The following is an 18339-nucleotide window of genomic DNA, read 5'->3' on the forward strand; positions in this document are numbered from 1 at the left end:
TGAATTAATCTTCCATAACACAGCGTTGTTTATTTATTATCTCATAGGACATGTTTATCCAATCTTTATTAACTGCTTTTATCCATGTCATCTAAGTCATGTTCAATAATAACTTTTTCTTCCTTCTTCTTAATACGCATAATCAATATGACACCAGCAGCAATAAGTAAGAGTGGGAAGATGATATTTCTAAGGCGTTGTATGGTGGCATACGTTAAGAAGTCGCGCACATAATCATCTACAATAACATTTAATAAGAGAATACTTCCTACAGCAACACATCCATAGGCCAAGTAGACTTTGTCAATATTAAACTTCTGATAGATGATGGTTTCACGATTGTCGATTTTTCTTCTCAGGTGATAGGCGTCAAAGAAGCTATAGAAATAAAATACAATCATTATAAAAGGAACAATGTTGGAATGGATGATGCTGGAAAAGAACATCAAACCAACAAAACTTAACAGCAGCGTAAGTCCCCTTTCCATAAACCCTAGATACATATGACCTGCTCCTGGGAACAAGGACAGTACGAATCCTAAAAATTTACTATAGCCATAATTAATATCCCCTTGAATGGATTCTTCACACATGTTACAGATGGTTTTGTCACCATCTTTTCTGACACATGATTCACACAGGGTTTTACCACATTCGAGACATGTGTATTCCCCTTGTTTATCTGGATGATAATAACAGTTCATGTAATAACCTCCTTATTTCTTTTAATATCTACCTAATCGATTAATGGCATCCGATAGTATATGGTTTAGTGAATCAATGGTTTTCATAACCCCCTCATTAAAATACAAATCCTTTCCTAAGGTTATCACATTGTTGACTAGGATGAGGACACCTGAACAAATGAGACTCCCTGCTAATTTCATTTCAAACGTAAACGGTTTGCGTTTTTTGGGAACTTCATTTTTCGCCAAGTGATTAACCGATTGCATAATTTTTGTTGTGAGAAAGTCATCTTGGTTAATCTTTGGGTGCTCATCTAATAATGTTATCACGTCTTCCATGTTTTTTTCATGTTTAGCATTATATGCCTTGTACTTCAATGATATCACCTCCATACCCTTGGTGCATTAATTTATCTTTTATTTGTTTTCTAGCTCGGTATAACCTTGTTTCTATGGTTTTAACGGGTAAATTAAGGATTTCTGAGATTTCTTTATAACTTAACCCATTAAAATGATATAAAATAACAATGGTTTTATACTTATCTTTAAGATTGTAAACGGTTTGATGAATAAATTGCTGTTTCTCTTTGTAGATAACTTCTTCCTCCGTTGACCTATTTGTCTTTAGCCCAGGTGAAAAGTCAGATAGATTGACCATTTGAAATAAACTGGATTTGGACCTGCGTTTCCAATCCAAACATCGGTTAACGGCTATACGGTATAACCAAGTAGATAACTGACTTTTTTTCCGATAAGTGGGCAATGCTTTATATACTTTTATAAAGATCTCCTGGCAAAGGTCTTCGGCGTCGGTGTAATGATTGGTGAACTTATAAGCCATGGTCAAAAAACTGGACTGATAGTCTTCAACCAGATGCTGAAAAGCATGTTGATCCTGCTTCATTAAATTTTCTATATAGCGCTCATCCAATTTACCACCGCCTTATAGGACTGTCTTATCTCTTTAGTCATGTACGATATCTACTATTCTATGGTTACGTCACCATTTTTCGCTTCTATTGAAATGGTATTTAACCCGCTTCCTAAGGTTTCACTAATTATGCGTTCACTATTGTTTTCTGAGATGGACAAACCTTTATCTGTTTTAATCTTACCATACTTGGTGTAAATGGTAAATTTGCCTTCCTGCTTATCCGGTATATCAAGGGTTACATCACCATATTCATTCTGTATATCAACATTTTTTAATGCTTTGTTTCTATTCTTAACGGTAATATCACCATTCTTATTTTTAATATCAATATCACCACTTGTATTTTCCAGAGTAACATTACCATATTGTTGTATCACTTTAATATGGGAATCGATATCAATGAGTTCAATGGCATCGTGTTCACTTTCTACTTCTACCTTACCCTTAACATCTTCTACTTTTATTAAACCATTTCTACTTTTAATGCTGATATCATTACCTATGGTTTTGCCTGTTACTTTCCCATATTCATTTTCAACAACAACACTTCCACCAATATTGGTTAGGGTCACTTTCTCATTTTTTGTTTCAATATCCACATCACCCTCAACATTATCAAGGCTAACAGAAGAATAGCTTGTGTTGACTTCAACACTTTTTCCTACCTGCTCCCCTAGAATATCACCATTCTTATGCTCAATAACCACATTGCCTGTTATGTCACGAAAGATGATATCATCATATTGATTGTCAATGTCCAGATCCCCTTTTATCCCTTCTACTTCAATGTCACCATTCTTGTTTTCTATTTTGGCATCGCCATCAATGGAGCTGGCTTCTACATTACCATAACTATTCTCAACAACCAATCGATCCCCAACGTTTTTAACGGTGATATGACCATTTTTATTAATTAAAGATACTTTTCCTATGATATCCTGTATCACCACATCACCATAGCGGTTATCTATGGCAACTTCTTTAACGCCTTTTATCTGAATGTCACCATTTCCGTTGCTGATGGTGGTTACTGCACTGGATGGTACGGCTATGATATAATCAATGGAAACTGTATTACTATAGTACTTAGTAGCAGATAGCTCTACTGTATCACCTAGAGACTTTAGGTTAATGATTTCATCTGCCATGTCTTCTGCCTTAGCTTCATCATCTTCGTTTAGAGCAATCCTAATCATGGCATTGACTGTTACCTTGGTTGTCTCAGTGGTTACGATATCAATATCCCCGTAATTGTTTTTAACAGCAAATTTAGTTAAATTTTCAGCATCTTCCTCATAGGTGCGTTCAAACTTATACTCATATTGATGGTTAAATAGGGACCATCCATTGAAATAGACGTTATCATTATTGATGACAATACCCAGAGGAATAAATGTTGAAACACCATAAATGATGACTAATACAACAATGCACAACCCACTTATTTTTAATCGTACTTTCTCCTCATTCCTTCTATTGGACCATTCCATAAAAATAAATTCTACACCAAGGGCAATAATACTCAGTGCCGCTAGTACCTTTAGCACCTTAGACATTTCAAAAACTAAAAAATTATTTAACGTTAATATCATGCCTAAAGCAATTAGTGTTAAAGCCAGTGTAATGATACCTACTTTTTTATCTTTCATGTTGCTCCTCCTCATGTTCTGTCTCCCACTCATCATGATCATGACTCATCCATCATTTGTATGTCGCTATAGCATTCGATATGGAATCTTACATAACTTTAGACGCAGCTTTTCACGGATACCCTTCAAAAATAATAAAAAAATTTTAGGGGCTTTACGCTGAACCCCTTATCTTATAATATTCACATGCTATTGCTTTTATAATTGAACCTCTCTATCTATAATTTTAACGTCATGTCACCTTCTTTTATCCAACCCATTATGCGGCAGTATTTTGATAGGATGTAGGTTAATATTGCAGGTAATATAACATGCAGCAAGCCTATTTTCACCATGATAAGCCATCCTGCTTCACTATCAATCATGGTATCATAAGTCATTAACTGCCCCACAAGACCAGAAGTACCCATACCACCACCATAAGGATTATTTTCCATTTTGAAAACAAGGGTGGATACAGGGCCTAATATGGCACTGGCTATAATTGGCGGTATCCATATCCGAGGATTTTTAACAATATTGGGCACTTGTAACATGGATGTGCCTAAACCCTGTGCAATAAGTCCATTCATCTTGTTCTCCCGATAACTTGCCACTGCAAATCCGACCATCTGTGTGGCACAACCTACTGTTGCCGCACCTGCTGCTAATCCATTAAGTCCTAATATAATGGATAACGCTGCTGAACTAATAGGCAGTGTTAGAATCATACCCATAAGAACCGACACAAAAATCCCCATAAGGAAGGGCTGTTGTACAGTGGCCACTTCAATGATATGCCCTAACCCGTTCATAAAAGCACTGATGGATGGACCAACCAACAAGCCAGCTGCACTGCCTGATAAGATGGTTACCATGGGGGATAGTAAAATATCCAGTTTTGTTTTACCAGAAACCAATCGCCCCACTTCAATACCCACCATAACGGCAATAAAAGCTCCCAATGGCTCACCTGGTCCAATGAATAGGATATTACCCTCTAAAAAAGCCTGACCACTCATGATTTTCCCAGCATAAGCTCCAACCAGTCCAGAAACAATGGAGGCATAGATCACAAGGGGAGACGCTTTTAATTTGTGCGCTACTCCGACACCGATACCTGCTCCTGTCATAACTGTTGCTATAGAGCCGATATGTACCAATGTAGTGCCGATGGTGCCTTTCCCTATTAAACTACCTAATTGTTTTATAATTAAACCTATGATCAGCGTAGAAAACAATCCTAACGCCATACCACTTAAACCATCTACAAAATATCTGTTGCCAAGCTTTTTTAACGTAAACCCTGTAGATTGCTTAGTATCCTTGTTTTGTATATTCATGTGTCTTGTCACCCTTTCGTAAAATTTTTGTATATAAAAGCCTCATTAGACGTCTGTTCTATCACCCTATTTTAATAAAAAGCCCTTTTCATCTAACGCTTTCTCAATGGCATTCATGACACCTTCATTGGCTGCTTTAACCAAATGATAATGCTCGCCGCTTTTTAGCCGCATTAATGGAACGGATTTTGCTTGGTCAAGTCTATCTATAAAATCTTCAATATGGTTTCTAGATGAGAGCATTAAATCCGCGGTAATTTCCCCATACACAGGATGCTCCACCATGACATTAATCACCGTACCACCAAAGTCCACAATGGTTTGTAATTCTTCACGTATGTCCTCTTTGGTATGCTTAAGGGCTAATAGCCTTGTATAATCTGCTTTTTTCTCATAAATCATGTAACCATTGGATGTGGAGATGATTTTATGTCCTTCAGCCCTGAGTAAAGCAATATCTTGAACAATCACTTGACGACTGACAGAACAGGCTTTTGCCAATTGTGAACCCGTTATAGGCTCTTGCTTTTTCGTTAAATCTTCAATAATCATTTGTCTCCGCTTTGTACCTTCCATGGTCTCACCTCTCTTATCATAATGTTTCATCCTATACTATATTAACATACAATCATATGATTATCTATGCCAAATATAGGCCTAGAACAAAAGTTAAAAAAACACCCTAGATTGATTATATTCTAGGGTGTCTTAGCATTAACGTTATATTAAATCATATATTTCTTATTTTTTGCTGGACGGGCATCCAACTCTGCTTTTTTCTTTTCGTACCCTGGACGTCCAAACATAGCATATGTGGCATTCTTACCTTCTTCAACACCCGGTTGATCAAAAGCGTTAATGTTGAGTAACTCACCTGCAAAACCTGTTGCCACTTCAAATAAGTATAGAATCTGACCCAGGGTGAATTCATTGACTTCTGGTAACGTAATGGTCATGTTCGCCTGACCACCTTTGAGCAATGCGTACTCGGTAGCCATCTGCTCTGTTTGAATAAGCTTATTATGGGTCTCCCCACCTAAGAAACCAAGGCTTGGGATATCCCCGTAGATTTTTGGAATGTTCAGTGATGTTTTGTATTGGTCCACACCAACGAATACAATGATTTTATCCTTAGGACCTTCCGCATATAATTGAACTTGTGAATGCTGGTCTGTAGCACCAAGTGCTCTTACAGGTGTTTGCCCTACATGAACCACATTACCATCGTTATCAAATTTCTTACCAAGTGACTCCGCCCATAATTGCGCATACCAGTCACCGATGAATTTGAGTGTGTCCGCATAAGGCATAATAACGGAGATGTTCTTGCCTTTTTTCATACCAAGATAATGGAGTATGGCATACATAGCTGCTGGATTCTTGAATGTATCTTCCGTCTTACATAACTCGTCCATATAGCCTGCTCCAGCTAATAGCTCTGCAATATTAATACCGCACATAGCTGCTGGTAATAAACCAACTGGCGTAAGTTCCGAGAACCTTCCTCCAACGCCTGCCGGAATAATAAAACTCTTGTAACCTTCTTGGTCAGCAATTGGGCGAAGGTTACCGTTCTTAGCATCTGTCGTACATACAATATGGTTTTTGGCTTTCTCAGCACCCAATTTCTCTTCTAAGATTTTTTTGATAATCATAAATTGGGACATGGTTTCAGATGTGCTACCTGATTTCGTGATTACATTGAATAAGGTTTTCTCTAAATCAAGGACTTCTAATAAGGATACCAATTTTTCAGGATCCACATTATCGGCTACATATAATTTAGGATAGCCGCCTCTTTGCTCTTTTGATAATTCATTATAATAAGGATGATTAATGGCTTGTTGTACAGCAATTGGTCCAAGTGCAGAACCACCTATACCCAGTACAACAAAGGCATCAAAATCATCTTTTACACTTTCCACATAGTCGTTAATATCCGCTACCACTTCTGTTTGATTGTAGGGTAAGTCTCGCCAATCCATCCCACCGTTGGCACGCTTATCTACCATTGCTTTCTCAGCTGCTTCAATCTGTCCCTCAATAGCAGCAATCTGGGATTCATCAATACCACTTTCACCGACGAATGCTGTCATCATATGATTAAAGTCAAGTCTTAACTTCATACTTTCACGCCATGTTTGTTGTTCAAATCTGTTGGACATGTATGTACCTCCTATATTTTTTTAAAAGTGTCATAGTTATTATGAGCAAAAACCTATGAACCTTTCTTTTTTTATGAAAAAATAAATGGTATGTTTTACCACTTATTCAGCTTTTTTTAACCAGTTTAAATTATATAGAATTGTTCCGTCTTTGTAAAGCTTTAAAACATGAAAATATCCTACACTGTCTTTCCTCAGTGTAGGATATGGATTATAATCTGACCCTGTTACTCTATTTCATATAAACTGCCAAAACGATAACCTTGCTCTTTTAATTGTTTAATGATATCATCAAGGGCTTCTGCATTGGATGATGATACGGCATGTAATAATGGCATCATACCTGGGTGGGCATTTTCCAACACATGGTTTAGAGCATATTCTTTTCCTGGTTGTTTTTCTTTTTCACGGTACCAATCCGCATAAGCCAAGCTCCAAAACATGGTCTTATAACCTAATTGCTGGGTCAAATAAAGTGTTCTTTCACTGTATTCTCCAGTGGGTGGTCTAAAAAACTTATCCATCTTATACCCTGTCATCTCTTCAAAATACCGTTCTGTTTCTTCTATCTCATAGTTAATCTCTTCATCCGTTTGTGTAGGCATTTTTTTATGGTTCACGGTATGATTTCCAACGATATGACCTTCTTCTTTCATCCGCTTAGTCAACTCTAAGTTATGCTCTACATAGGGTTTTGTGACAAAAAAAGCTGCTTGAACATCATTGGCTTTTAAAGTATCTAATATCATGGATGTATAACCGTTTTCGTAGCCTTCATCCATGGTTAAATAAACAACTTTTTCATCGGTATTCATCACATAATAAGCATCATAAGGTTTAATATCAAATTTGTTATAAGCCTCTGGTCGTCTGTGTTCTTTGTTTCTTTTCCAGCTCCAGCTATGACTTATATTGGATAATCCATTCACATCCACTTCAGAAGTGTCTAAGTCTCCTGTATCACTACCTTGTGGAAGCTCGGCATTGTCGTCTTCGTTACTATCTTCGGATTGCTGTTCTGCTTGATCTTCCGGTTGTTCCTCGGGTTCTTCTGTCCCTTGATCTTCCGGTTGTTGTTCCAGTTGTGTTGCTTCTTGATCTTTAACTGAATTCTGATCCTCTGCCGCATTTTGACTTGCGTTATCTATACGATTTTGGTTAGCATCTTCATCAACATCAGCTGCTACAGTAGGATTATTTTTATTTTGGTTTATTTTGAATGCACTAGAACCTAGTGTTACGCCTATGCCTACTGCTGCTACTACTAACAATAGCACCAAAAGTGCTTTTAATGTTTTTGATTCTTTTTTCTTCTTTTTAGCCATCTTATTTCTCCCCTTTGTAAAACATAACCCATTGCTTATGATTTTCTTTTCTCTTTTAGCACCATAGATTAATCACATAAATTCTTATCTTGGTCTATATTATACTTGATTTTATGACATAAATCTAGATTATTAGGTTTATATTACCATTAAATTTCTATGAATAATTTATTAAAAAATTATGTTGATCACTAAATAAACATCTTGATTCTAGCAATAATGACTCCACAAAATGGGGCATATCTCATACACTGTAACAGCTTACATGAGATTGCCCCATTTTTACCCTCTTTATAATAACCCAATTTCATTTTAGCTAATCCACGTCTCTTCTGTACTTTCTAGTTTCCAGCCTGCTTCTTCCTTGATGATCGTTGCTTTGATGCCAATTGCACCTAGACCCGAACGGAATTTACTGACATTAAGCACCACTTTATCATCGGTTTTTGACTCCACATCGTCGATTTCAAGTAAAATCCCCTCAATATAATTTCCTTCCTGAACCAGCCCTTCTTCTTCTAGTTCTTTAAAGGATGTGTTTTTAACTTCCACATTATACTTGTTAAAATAACTCAAAATCGTCTGCATATCTTCATCTGTAGCATCCACTAACGTTCCGCCATTAATGGCTATGTACGTCATGTCTTCGTTAAGTGCATCGTCTACGGGCATAATGGCTTCAAGTGCTATGCTATAGATGGTTGCTAAGTCAGAGCTTTCTGCTGTTTCGCCATTTTCAGGCTGTTTTTCTGGATGATTCACTTGCCCCTCTTCGCCATCTACTTCGTCATCTGTTTCCCCTTCATTTTCAACGGATGAGTCCGAATTTGGCGTATCCTTGGTTCCTGATTCTGTTTCTACCGCAGGATTTTGTGTGTTATTATTTGGCTTTTCTGAGCATCCTACTAAGAAAATCATTATGCATAGGATACTTAACCAAATGCATATCTTTTTCACTATATAACCCCTTTCTAAGTGTTACAGTGGGTTAGACGTAGGAGGGGTTTATTTTGTTCCATAATTTTATAAGAAATTTTATTTTATTTTTCATGATATGACAACGGCATGAAAAGATTACATATTTGGTAGGATGGGAAGACATTGTGTAAGACTTCCGTAGGTAGATAGGTACCATAAATCCGTTCAGATTAAATCATGGCTGAAATACTAAGTTCATTCCAAGCTGAATGTCTAAAACTGAAAACTCACTAACGTTCAAACACTTCAGTTTTTTAACGCCATTCATCTTTTCATTCACTAAGAATTTCTAACCATGATTTAAACATCACGGATTTATGGTACCTATCTACCTACTAGGCAATTGAAAGGGGCTATGGGTATATATACTAAACATATAGCGTTTGTAAAAACATAAGTGGAAAGAACTTGTGGATTTAATAAGAAAAGATTAGAGCACGTGTTGACAAAGATTTTTTAGAACAAGTAATTGAGAACATTATGAAGTAAAGGAAGAATTGTATGAAACCAATAAGATAGTAAATGATGTCTCTTTCATATTAACGTCAACATATAGGCGAAGGGGTATAGGTAGTGTGGAGAGCGAACCAGGACGGTGAGCGCCGACAATCTAAACATGGACGTTTAGCGTGTCGGAAGAACACTACCTATACCCCTTCGCCAGAAACCAATAGCCACAATTAATATGAAAGAGACGGCATTTACGGAAGGATGCCCATAGCCCTAGCTTACCTAACCCATCACTTGATAAAATGATTTTATTTTAAGATAGCTACATAGGAACTCCATCTAATATAAGTTTTCATGCCTTTTGGGTACTTATTCTTTGATTTACACGCACATGCGTATAGATACGTCGTTAAAAAATGATACAATACTACATATGTTTTGATACATATTAATAAAAAATAGGAGGATTATGATGGGCGATATAAACGAATGTTTTAGTTACTTCATTTCACAGATGCGAGCTGATGCAGACATTAGCTTTATTAAAACAGATATGGAATACCAAGAGCTTGAGTGTTATTTAATGAATCATAAAGAAAAATATTTATCTATTATTAACAGATTGCCACCAGAGGACTGCACGTTCTTGCATCATTACATTGAACAGCGCAATCATCAAATAGCCTGTGCTAATGATACCTTATATTTAGCAGGATATTATGACTGTATAAAATTACTGAAAACACTAAATATCTTATCGTAATATAAATTATCTATGGATTTATTTTTGATTAATGATATACTTTTGCATATAAAGTTGAGTAAAAGGAGATTACATAAATGCATCTTATAAAAAAAGACTATTTATATATCAGTATGATCGTGATAAGTATACCAACTATGCTATATACGGTACTTAACTATATTTACAGCAATATACCAATCTTTTTTATTGGGTTTTTATTATTTGTTATTGGTATATTTAACATTACTAATTCAAGAAGAAAACAGAAAAAAATATGGATGATATTTTATGTCCTCTCTATATTTTGGTTTATTATTGGTTTATTTAGTTTTATTGCATTTGCTACAGTTAGGTTTTTATAACAATTAATACGTACATTAAGAATACGATAAGCATATTTGTCTAAGAGTAATATTAAAGGGTAACAGCATGCTAAAACATTACTGTTACCCTACCTATATTATTCATGAATCTGCATATTCTCCTTGATATGCTTAATTTTATAGTGTGTCCTGATTGTATTGGATGTAAAAAATATTAGAAATATGGTGTATAGAACGCTCACAGCGACGTAGAAGAAATCACCTTCATGCCATGTTAAATCTAATAACTTAATAAAACTTGCTATCATGATTGGTAGTAAACACACCTGAAATGTGAAGATACGTTTGAAATGGCTGTATTTACTGCTTAAATCTGTAAAAAGATTAAGAGGACCGTATTCTTTCCTTTTTCTCAAATAAACCCATCTCGCCCATGAAGCCACATGCTCTATATCTGTATCCTTTAGAAAATTTAAATAGTCGTAGTTTTTATGATGTGACATATCTTCCAGCAATTCGATACCATAAGTATAGGTATTGGGATTACCTCTTTCAAATATATAGAAGAAAAAACAGTATCGTAGAAAATGAAACCCTTTACTTTCCATCTCATTAAGCCATTTTTCTTCCTTCTCATAGTCTATAAAAAATCGAAAAGCTATTTTAGTCATTGTCCTTACCTCCTAGTATATCTTCACCTAATGTTGTCAGATGTTGTAAGCGTCGTAACTCTTGGTGTGCTATATGTAAACCTTCATCTGTGATAATGTATTCTTTTTTCTTGCGACTGGTACCTTCTTGGCGATGTATTTTAATCCACCCTTTATTTAGCAGTGTATTAATCGCACCATAGAGGGTTCCGCTGCCTAATTGAACACTATCTCCACTCATTTCACTAACCTTCTGCATAATGCCATAACCATGTAGAGGTTTTTTTAATGTAAGTAATATATAGAATACTGCTTCTGTTAAAGCCATTCTCTCATGACTCTCTGGCATAAGAATACCTCCAATTTCTCTTAGTAATAGCTAATATATCGTTTGTGGACATATCGCTTGATGACATAATTATATCGGCTGCCGATATATTTGTCAAGCTATTTTATTAAAGAGTATATTCTCCATTAACATAATGTTCCTATGTATCACTTAGATAAGGCTACTTTATGTATTTAAAGTACGTTCTTTACAGCATTCATTTATGTAAGTCCATGAATATGCAACATATTTTATCTTGAAATTAATAAACGCGTCATATAAAATGATGCTAAAGTAGTATGATATGTATTACAACTTTTAAGTGTTGGTCATGGTTAAAGATTGTCATGATTTTGAATGGAGAGGATACGATGCATCATGTATTAATCATCGAAGATAACAAGGATGTAAATCTTATGTTAGCAGAAATGTTAACCAATGAGGGCTACATGGTACAATCTGTTTATAATGGTAAAACAGGAATAGAAGAAGCTAAGACTTTATCCTATGATCTTATCTTATTAGATATTATGCTTCCTTATAAAAGCGGTGAAGCAATCTTACAAGAGGTTCGGGAAATATCCGATATTCCTATCATTATCATCTCGGCTCGTCAGATGATTAAAACCAAGATAGACTTGTTGAAATTAGGAGCAGATGACTATATCACAAAGCCATTTGATCTAGGAGAAGTAATGGCCCGCATAGAGACTAATCTAAGGCAGTCCAAAACAGGAAACACCTGTACTTGAATATAACGATATGATAATGGATATTGAGCGGCGATGTGTGACAATTAGGGGGCAGATTATAGAACTGACGCAAAAAGAATATATGATTTTAGAGCTGCTAATGACCCACCAAGATAAAGTCTTTACCAAAGCTAACCTCTATGAATCGATTTGGGAAGATAGGTATCTTGGAGATGACAATGTCATAAAAGCCCATATGAGTCATCTTAGAAATAAGTTAAAAAAAGCCAACCCCAAAACGCAATATATTGAAACAGTATGGGGATTGGGATACCGTTTATACAAAAATCGATCATAATTTTTCTTAACCCTTTCTTAACCTTTGCATAATACACTAGTGATAGAAAGGAATGGTGTAAAGATGGATGAATGTGTTTTAAAAACGAATAATCTAACAAAAACCTATCGTGGTGTTAAAGCTTTAGACAATGTATCCATAACCCTAACTACCGGTAAAATATACGGGTTAATTGGTCAGAATGGTGCAGGCAAAACAACGTTTATGCGTGTCGTATCTGGTCTTACATTCCCAGATACGGGAACCTTTGAACTCTTTGGGCATACTGGAGATAAATCGTTACAGCTGGAAAGAAAAAGGATTGGCTGTATGATTGAATACCCTGGACTTGTTCCAAATATGACCGCAAAAGAATTCCTTAGGTACAGAAGACTATCCCGAGGTATCCCAGATAAGGAACTAGAGGTTGAGTTATTGAAACGTATTGGACTTGCTGAAACAGGCAAGAAAAAGATTAAACATTTCTCTCTAGGGATGAAGCAGCGTTTAGGTATTGCCAATGCTTTATTAGGTAATCCCGAGTTTCTCATGCTTGATGAGCCTATTAATGGTCTTGACCCCATTGGTATCGTAGAGATAAGAAGCCTTATCAAAAAACTATGTGAAGAGTTGAACATAACCATCTTGATTTCCAGTCACAATCTTCCAGAACTTTATCAAACAGCAACAGACTATATTATTATTCATCAAGGCAAGATCAAACAAGAGATTACCCTAGAAGCGTTGGAGGGACAATGTAAACATCATATTCATATAGGTTGTAATGAGCCAGAAAAACTGGTAAGTATACTTGAAATGAAACTTCACACCAAAAGCTATCAAGTGATGCCCGATAAGAGTGTAAAATTGTACGATTATTTGAATAAAAAAGAATGGGTGGCTCAGGTAATTTATGAAAATGGCATTATTGCAACGGACTTATCTGTTAGAGGGGATACATTAGAAGATTACTTTGTTTCTGTTATTGGGGGTGGTAAGGATGTATAATTTAGTCAGAGCGGATTTGTATAAGGTAAGCCGATCAACCTATATTAAAGCATTATTCCTTATCAGCACAATATGTGCTACAATCATGATACTGATGGCTTATTTGATACCACAAGGTAGAATGAACCCTAATTTTGCTGATCTTGGTTTAATGTTTTCAGATGCACATATTATGAGCGTCATTGGTGCTGTAACTGCAGGTATTCTGATTTGTGGTGATATGAACAACAAGGTTATCCACGATTTGATAGCAAGTGGGCATAGCAGAGGAAAAGTTATTATAAGTAAGACCCTTGTACTATGCTTAGTCATTGGTTTTATTTTATTACCTTATGCTATTATTGTTGGCATTGGTTTTGCAACAGGCGATGTGTTTAGTATGGTAGATCAATCGGTAGGGTTTCTTGGTTTACTGACAGATAGCGGTAAAACCTTAACAGCATCCAATGTGTTGAAATTGGTGATTGTTATGATAACATTGATGGGTGTATATATCAGTCAATTAAGTATCACCATACTATTAGGATTTAAACTAAAAAAACCCTTGTATATTGTTGGTCTCTATTATGGTTTCGGAGGTATATGTGCTCAGTTATTATTATTAGAGGGTAAATTTCCTCAGTTTGACCGATTATTTGCACTTACCCCATACGGTGGTAGGCACATCTTACTGACCCTTGATACGCCATGGACATCTATTATAAAAACAATATTGATCATTGTTTTATATATTGTTGTTATAGTAAGTCTAACAAACCGTTTATTTAAAAAAGCGGAGATTAAATAAATGCTATTATGATATGAATCATTAAAGGTGGTTGTAAGCATGGTCATTATAATAGGTATCTTGTTTATGATTATATTATTACTGATGGGCTATATCGCTTTCTTTCAAATTCAGTTACGCAGTATGAATCAGCAGATGTCAAAACGATTTCTTGAACATACGAGGCAGCCCATCAGTATTGAATTATTCAATAAACAACTCAACCATTTAGCTCACAATATCAATCAATTTTTTAAGGCGGAGGAAGCACTCCGCCTAGAAGTCGTGGGGGAAGAAAAACGCTTTAAAGAAATGATTGCTAATATCTCACATGATCTACGGACACCGCTGACGGCTATTAAAGGCTATCAGCAACTTATGGAAAAAGAAGAATTGACAGCCAATCAACTCCAAAAATTACATATTGCACAAAAACATGCAAGAGCTTTAGAAGAGCTGATTGAACAGTTTTATCAATATTCATCCGCCTTAACAGCAGATATTCACATCCATTGGGAACGTATTAATTTAACAAACCTGGTAACAGAATGTCTCGCAGAATATGTAGCTTCTTTTGAAAAAGAAGGCATGTCTGTGATCGTTGAAGAGGATAACGCCGTATATGCTTACGCCGACCGATTATTAACCATAAGAGTTATTCAGAACCTTATCAGAAACTGCCTAACCCATGGCAAAGGGCACATTCGGGTCAAAGTCTATACAGACCAATATGCCATTATATCTTTTAATAATACTGTTTCTAATGGGTCATCGATCGATATCAATCGATTGTTTGATCGTTTTTACACAGGAGATAAAGCAAGAGGTAACGGGGCAGGTCTTGGTTTATCCATCGTACGCCAATTAACTGAGAAGATGGATGGGTATGTGTATGCAACACTTGATAATGATGAACTTGATATATGTGTTGCTTTAAACGTGTACCATAACGTTTAGTTTGAATTAACTTATTTCATCTTAAGTGTACTGCAAAACCAATAGATAACATTTATTTGTAAATGGTTTATAATACTCCAATGCTCTCCTTTAAACCTTTATCCTATATCTTTCCTCTAATAATGATGTTATTCTGGAATCTTAAAGTAAGCATCTTCCCTTAATTTATAATAACGTTTGTTGGCCTTTATCTCCACATCCGTATCAAATACAACTTTATATATTTTGCATGATACTAGGTTTAAATCAGTCAAATCTATTTTCTCCTTAACAACAAAATTATCACCACTATTTATCTTTTCATCTTTAATCACCGTAGCATAAATCGGGTACGCCTTAGAGTGTCGATAAATTTCTGACTCGTTTTCATCATAGATAGCAAAATCAAAATAGGGGTATTTTAAAGTAATCGTTATATCTTCTTGCGTTATATTTTTGATTATAAATTCCAAATCTAATTCATTATTATTTATATGTGTTATTAATGCATTTCTAAAACCATCATATTCTGTGTAATAAGCTTTACTGCTATTACTATTTTCTACTATATTAGCTGTTTTTGTTACGTCATTCCAAATCACATCTTTATTGAGTAATTCAGATACTTTACGTAATGGTACATATGTTGTATTTTCATATATAAAATTATCTAAATCCACTTTTTCGCCATTAATTTTTATATTAATATAATTAAATAACACTTCAATATTAGTGTTACTATATGCAAAAGTAATACCTGAATATGTTATACATATTAATAATACCGCTATTATCATTCGTCTGTTCTTTTTCAAATTAATCCCTCCATAATACTGTTTCATCATACTGATTTTAGGGATTATGAAGTATGGTATTATGCATCACCCATACTCCTATTTCCCTTACTATATAAATAATCACATGTACTTTATCAGTTATTTACTCCTTACTGCTGCAATATGTAGTAACCCAGTTTTTTCATTTCTCTCTATGACTAATTCTTTGGCATGGAATTGATCTGCATTTTTGAACACGAAATCTTTGATTTTGGCTTTAATTGTTTCGGATTCTTCTTCTAATAGTTTCTTTTCTTCATCGTTAGATGCTGAAAAATGTTTTATTGGAAAGGATGTTATTTCTTCATATTCTGAATTCAATACTACTCTCTCTACAGGGTCTAATCCCATTTCATAAGACTCTATGTATTCAACAATCTCAATGGTGTATTGATTCTCTTGTTTTACCACTGTTTTTACCATATAGTCCCATATCATATCTACGCTCATGCCAACAAGACAATACATGTTATCCTCTTCTAAATACTTCACTAACCTTGAACTAGTTTTTGTGATCTTTTTTGAAAAGTCGTCACCATATAGTATTTTAGCTGCTTTTTCCACTTCATCAGAGGTGAACTCATGTGTTCCTTTTGTTTGTACAAGGTATTCTGATGCCATCCTCCAAATCCAATCCTCACTGGCTTGATTGATGTCTTCAAATACGGGCACTGCTTCTACATAATGGCTATTATATATCCAATCAATGTATTGCTTAATTTCTTGTTTTTCTGTATCTGTTAACCTGTTACTTGGAGTTGCTCCAGTTGGTTGCGTTTTAGGCGTCATGTTTGTTAGAGACTCCACAAATCTCGTACCATCAAATGTATAAATGATGGTTTCGGTTCCATCAATCTTTTTAAGGTTGACACCATCTGCATCATATAAATAGCTGCTTAGCCATGTATATAGAAGGTTATTATCTTCATTAAATTGATAACTCCCCATTTTTAAATTATAATCGTCTTTATAAGTAGAGCGGGACTTTAATATACCATCCCAAGCTTTGATAAATTCTCCATTTTCTATGTACCATAGATGGGATGTGAGTACATCAACACCTGTACCCCCCGTTCTGTCTATTACTTCAAAGATTTTTTTCCCACCCACCATCATAGGCTTCATTACATTCCATTCCGATATATGCCACTTTTCATCGGCTATGAGTTCAGGTTTACCCTCTTCATTCATATCAAAAATATAGAAATTACCAAGATGTACGCCACCAATATTCTTAGCGATTATTTCTAGTTCTGTATCACTATCCAGATTAACTAATTCATATTCAAATTCCTCATAATAATCTGTTTTATGTTCACTCTGCTCCTTAACCCAAGTTATCACTTCTTCTTTCGTTAATTCATTAGCATTAGCATTCATGTCATCATTATCTTTTAAATTATCATCAACATTATTACTATGTGATTGCATGGAAAGAGCTAATACAACCAATCCTATGGTGACAATAGATAGTGTTACAATCGATATTATTTTATGTTTATATAACATTTTTTTCATTCATATTTTCCTCTCATCACATCCTAATAAGATGCACTATAAACATGGTTAATACTGCGCTACTTATGTAAACTCATTAAGTGTTTATCATGTCCATTTGTTTCTACACTATACATAATCCCTCCTATACTTTATCTTCTGTATTACCAATATGCATGAGGAATACCCCTTTATTGATTCCACCATATCCGTTTTATTATAACTTATTTTCGATTTCTTAACAATCAAGGATACCATATCTCAATTAGGAAAACTTCTAAAAACCACTTGATTACCATCAGTATCTTCAAAATACATATTTCGAGCTCCCCAAGGTCTTGTTGTTGGCTTTTCAATGATTTTTACACCAAGTTGACTTAACCTCTCATACGCTTGATCAACATCATCCACAGTGAAAGCAACAACCATGTTCTCATTTTTACTATTTTTTACATGCCCATTATTATAGATAGCCAATGTAACACCTTTGATTGTGATGGCTTGATGTATTTCACTATCACAATCTGATGAGGTTCTTAAAACCTTTTTGTAAAAATCTGCTAACCTTGGAACATTGGTTGTAAGTAAACATAACTCTCCAAACTCCACTTCTATCAACTCCCTATTTTAAATTCTAATCATTATGTACAATGCTTATTTCATTATAACATCAACCATAAACGGATACCATTCTATTCATCTTATGATTATC

The 18339-nt window shown here is 35.1% G+C and carries 20 protein-coding genes; 6 read left to right on the forward strand and 14 right to left on the reverse strand.

Features of this window, described 5'->3' with window-relative positions; genetic code table 11:
* Positions 1-68: 68 nt before the first annotated feature.
* The 9 genes from HZI73_RS01125 to HZI73_RS01165 all read right to left on the reverse strand — a co-directional run bounded on the left by HZI73_RS01125 (position 69) and on the right by HZI73_RS01165 (position 9038).
* Positions 69-704 carry a hypothetical protein gene (locus HZI73_RS01125; protein ID WP_212696440.1) on the reverse strand — a complete coding sequence of 212 codons (636 nt, stop codon included), beginning with the start codon at positions 702-704 and terminating at the stop codon, positions 69-71.
* Between the two features lie 21 nt (positions 705-725).
* Positions 726-1064, reverse strand: a complete 339-nt coding sequence (locus HZI73_RS01130) for a hypothetical protein (protein WP_212696441.1) — start codon at positions 1062-1064, stop codon at positions 726-728.
* Positions 1045-1590, reverse strand: coding sequence for an RNA polymerase sigma factor (locus HZI73_RS01135; RefSeq protein WP_212696442.1), 546 nt, complete (start codon positions 1588-1590; stop codon positions 1045-1047). Before HZI73_RS01135 ends, HZI73_RS01130 begins: the two co-directional genes overlap by 20 nt.
* 80 nt (positions 1591-1670) lie before the next feature.
* The gene (locus tag HZI73_RS01140) at positions 1671-3269 is read right to left on the reverse strand and encodes a DUF4097 family beta strand repeat-containing protein (RefSeq protein WP_212696443.1); all 1599 of its coding nucleotides are present in this window, start codon (positions 3267-3269) and stop codon (positions 1671-1673) included.
* A 218-nt stretch (positions 3270-3487) separates the two neighbouring features.
* Positions 3488-4591: a PTS transporter subunit IIC gene (locus HZI73_RS01145; protein WP_212696444.1), complete on the reverse strand. Its 1104-nt coding sequence runs from the start codon at positions 4589-4591 to the stop codon at positions 3488-3490.
* A 66-nt stretch (positions 4592-4657) separates the two neighbouring features.
* Entirely contained in the window at positions 4658-5197 is a 540-nt protein-coding gene (locus tag HZI73_RS01150) for a transcription repressor NadR (protein WP_212696445.1), read from the reverse strand.
* A 119-nt stretch (positions 5198-5316) separates the two neighbouring features.
* Positions 5317-6756 (reverse strand): glucose-6-phosphate isomerase, encoded by a 1440-nt coding sequence (locus tag HZI73_RS01155; protein ID WP_212696446.1) that lies wholly within the window; start codon positions 6754-6756, stop codon positions 5317-5319.
* A 227-nt stretch (positions 6757-6983) separates the two neighbouring features.
* A complete protein-coding gene (locus HZI73_RS01160) occupies positions 6984-8081 on the reverse strand; it encodes a polysaccharide deacetylase family protein (protein ID WP_212696447.1) in 1098 nt (365 codons plus the stop codon).
* A 312-nt stretch (positions 8082-8393) separates the two neighbouring features.
* Entirely contained in the window at positions 8394-9038 is a 645-nt protein-coding gene (locus tag HZI73_RS01165; RefSeq protein WP_212696448.1) for a hypothetical protein, read from the reverse strand.
* 940 nt (positions 9039-9978) lie between these two features.
* Between HZI73_RS01165 and HZI73_RS01170 the strand changes: the two genes are divergently transcribed.
* Positions 9979-10272, forward strand: a complete 294-nt coding sequence (locus HZI73_RS01170) for a hypothetical protein (RefSeq protein ID WP_212696449.1) — start codon at positions 9979-9981, stop codon at positions 10270-10272.
* Positions 10273-10714: 442 nt separating this feature from the next.
* Here HZI73_RS01170 and HZI73_RS01175 read toward each other — a convergent pair whose 3' ends face one another.
* Entirely contained in the window at positions 10715-11248 is a 534-nt protein-coding gene (locus tag HZI73_RS01175) for a DUF2812 domain-containing protein (RefSeq protein WP_212696450.1), read from the reverse strand.
* The gene (locus HZI73_RS01180) at positions 11241-11576 is read right to left on the reverse strand and encodes a PadR family transcriptional regulator (RefSeq protein WP_212696451.1); all 336 of its coding nucleotides are present in this window, start codon (positions 11574-11576) and stop codon (positions 11241-11243) included. Before HZI73_RS01180 ends, HZI73_RS01175 begins: the two co-directional genes overlap by 8 nt.
* 350 nt (positions 11577-11926) lie before the next feature.
* Here HZI73_RS01180 and HZI73_RS26730 point away from each other — a divergent pair, with 350 nt between their 5' ends.
* The 5 genes from HZI73_RS26730 to HZI73_RS01200 all read left to right on the forward strand — a co-directional run bounded on the left by HZI73_RS26730 (position 11927) and on the right by HZI73_RS01200 (position 15315).
* Complete coding sequence (locus tag HZI73_RS26730) at positions 11927-12307, forward strand: response regulator transcription factor (protein WP_330619671.1); 381 nt, start codon at positions 11927-11929, stop codon at positions 12305-12307.
* 10 nt (positions 12308-12317) lie between these two features.
* Positions 12318-12605, forward strand: a complete 288-nt coding sequence (locus tag HZI73_RS26735) for a winged helix-turn-helix domain-containing protein (RefSeq protein ID WP_330619672.1) — start codon at positions 12318-12320, stop codon at positions 12603-12605.
* Between the two features lie 63 nt (positions 12606-12668).
* Positions 12669-13592, forward strand: a complete 924-nt coding sequence (locus HZI73_RS01190; RefSeq protein WP_212696452.1) for an ATP-binding cassette domain-containing protein — start codon at positions 12669-12671, stop codon at positions 13590-13592.
* Positions 13585-14379: an ABC transporter permease gene (locus HZI73_RS01195; RefSeq protein WP_212696453.1), complete on the forward strand. Its 795-nt coding sequence runs from the start codon at positions 13585-13587 to the stop codon at positions 14377-14379. Before HZI73_RS01190 ends, HZI73_RS01195 begins: the two co-directional genes overlap by 8 nt.
* A gap of 39 nt (positions 14380-14418) precedes the next feature.
* On the forward strand, positions 14419-15315 hold the full coding sequence (locus HZI73_RS01200) for a sensor histidine kinase (protein ID WP_212696454.1): 897 nt from the start codon (positions 14419-14421) through the stop codon (positions 15313-15315).
* A gap of 128 nt (positions 15316-15443) precedes the next feature.
* Here the strand turns inward: HZI73_RS01200 and HZI73_RS01205 are convergent, their stop codons facing one another.
* From HZI73_RS01205 to HZI73_RS01215, 3 genes are all read right to left on the reverse strand, one after another.
* On the reverse strand, positions 15444-16109 hold the full coding sequence (locus tag HZI73_RS01205) for a stalk domain-containing protein (RefSeq protein ID WP_212696455.1): 666 nt from the start codon (positions 16107-16109) through the stop codon (positions 15444-15446).
* A gap of 120 nt (positions 16110-16229) precedes the next feature.
* Entirely contained in the window at positions 16230-17648 is a 1419-nt protein-coding gene (locus tag HZI73_RS01210; RefSeq protein ID WP_212696456.1) for a hypothetical protein, read from the reverse strand.
* 240 nt (positions 17649-17888) lie between these two features.
* The gene (locus tag HZI73_RS01215) at positions 17889-18236 is read right to left on the reverse strand and encodes a VOC family protein (protein WP_212696457.1); all 348 of its coding nucleotides are present in this window, start codon (positions 18234-18236) and stop codon (positions 17889-17891) included.
* Positions 18237-18339 lie beyond the last annotated feature (103 nt).

The organism is Vallitalea pronyensis (assembly GCF_018141445.1).
In the GTDB taxonomy this organism is placed as follows: domain Bacteria; phylum Bacillota; class Clostridia; order Lachnospirales; family Vallitaleaceae; genus Vallitalea; species Vallitalea pronyensis.

Coding starts and splice junctions, on each gene's coding strand:
- HZI73_RS01125 (WP_212696440.1), bottom strand. CDS start 704: ATGAACTGTTATTATCATCCAGATAAACAAGGGGAATACACATGTCTC.
- HZI73_RS01135 (WP_212696442.1), bottom strand. CDS start 1,590: ATGAAGCAGGATCAACATGCTTTTCAGCATCTGGTTGAAGACTATCAG.
- HZI73_RS01140 (WP_212696443.1), bottom strand. CDS start 3,269: ATGAAAGATAAAAAAGTAGGTATCATTACACTGGCTTTAACACTAATT.
- HZI73_RS01145 (WP_212696444.1), bottom strand. CDS start 4,591: ATGAATATACAAAACAAGGATACTAAGCAATCTACAGGGTTTACGTTA.
- HZI73_RS01150 (WP_212696445.1), bottom strand. CDS start 5,197: ATGAAACATTATGATAAGAGAGGTGAGACCATGGAAGGTACAAAGCGG.
- HZI73_RS01155 (WP_212696446.1), bottom strand. CDS start 6,756: ATGTCCAACAGATTTGAACAACAAACATGGCGTGAAAGTATGAAGTTA.
- HZI73_RS01160 (WP_212696447.1), bottom strand. CDS start 8,081: ATGGCTAAAAAGAAGAAAAAAGAATCAAAAACATTAAAAGCACTTTTG.
- HZI73_RS01170 (WP_212696449.1), top strand. CDS start 9,979: ATGATGGGCGATATAAACGAATGTTTTAGTTACTTCATTTCACAGATG.
- HZI73_RS01175 (WP_212696450.1), bottom strand. CDS start 11,248: ATGACTAAAATAGCTTTTCGATTTTTTATAGACTATGAGAAGGAAGAA.
- HZI73_RS01180 (WP_212696451.1), bottom strand. CDS start 11,576: ATGCCAGAGAGTCATGAGAGAATGGCTTTAACAGAAGCAGTATTCTAT.
- HZI73_RS26730 (WP_330619671.1), top strand. CDS start 11,927: ATGCATCATGTATTAATCATCGAAGATAACAAGGATGTAAATCTTATG.
- HZI73_RS26735 (WP_330619672.1), top strand. CDS start 12,318: ATGATAATGGATATTGAGCGGCGATGTGTGACAATTAGGGGGCAGATT.
- HZI73_RS01190 (WP_212696452.1), top strand. CDS start 12,669: ATGGATGAATGTGTTTTAAAAACGAATAATCTAACAAAAACCTATCGT.
- HZI73_RS01195 (WP_212696453.1), top strand. CDS start 13,585: ATGTATAATTTAGTCAGAGCGGATTTGTATAAGGTAAGCCGATCAACC.
- HZI73_RS01200 (WP_212696454.1), top strand. CDS start 14,419: ATGGTCATTATAATAGGTATCTTGTTTATGATTATATTATTACTGATG.
- HZI73_RS01210 (WP_212696456.1), bottom strand. CDS start 17,648: ATGAAAAAAATGTTATATAAACATAAAATAATATCGATTGTAACACTA.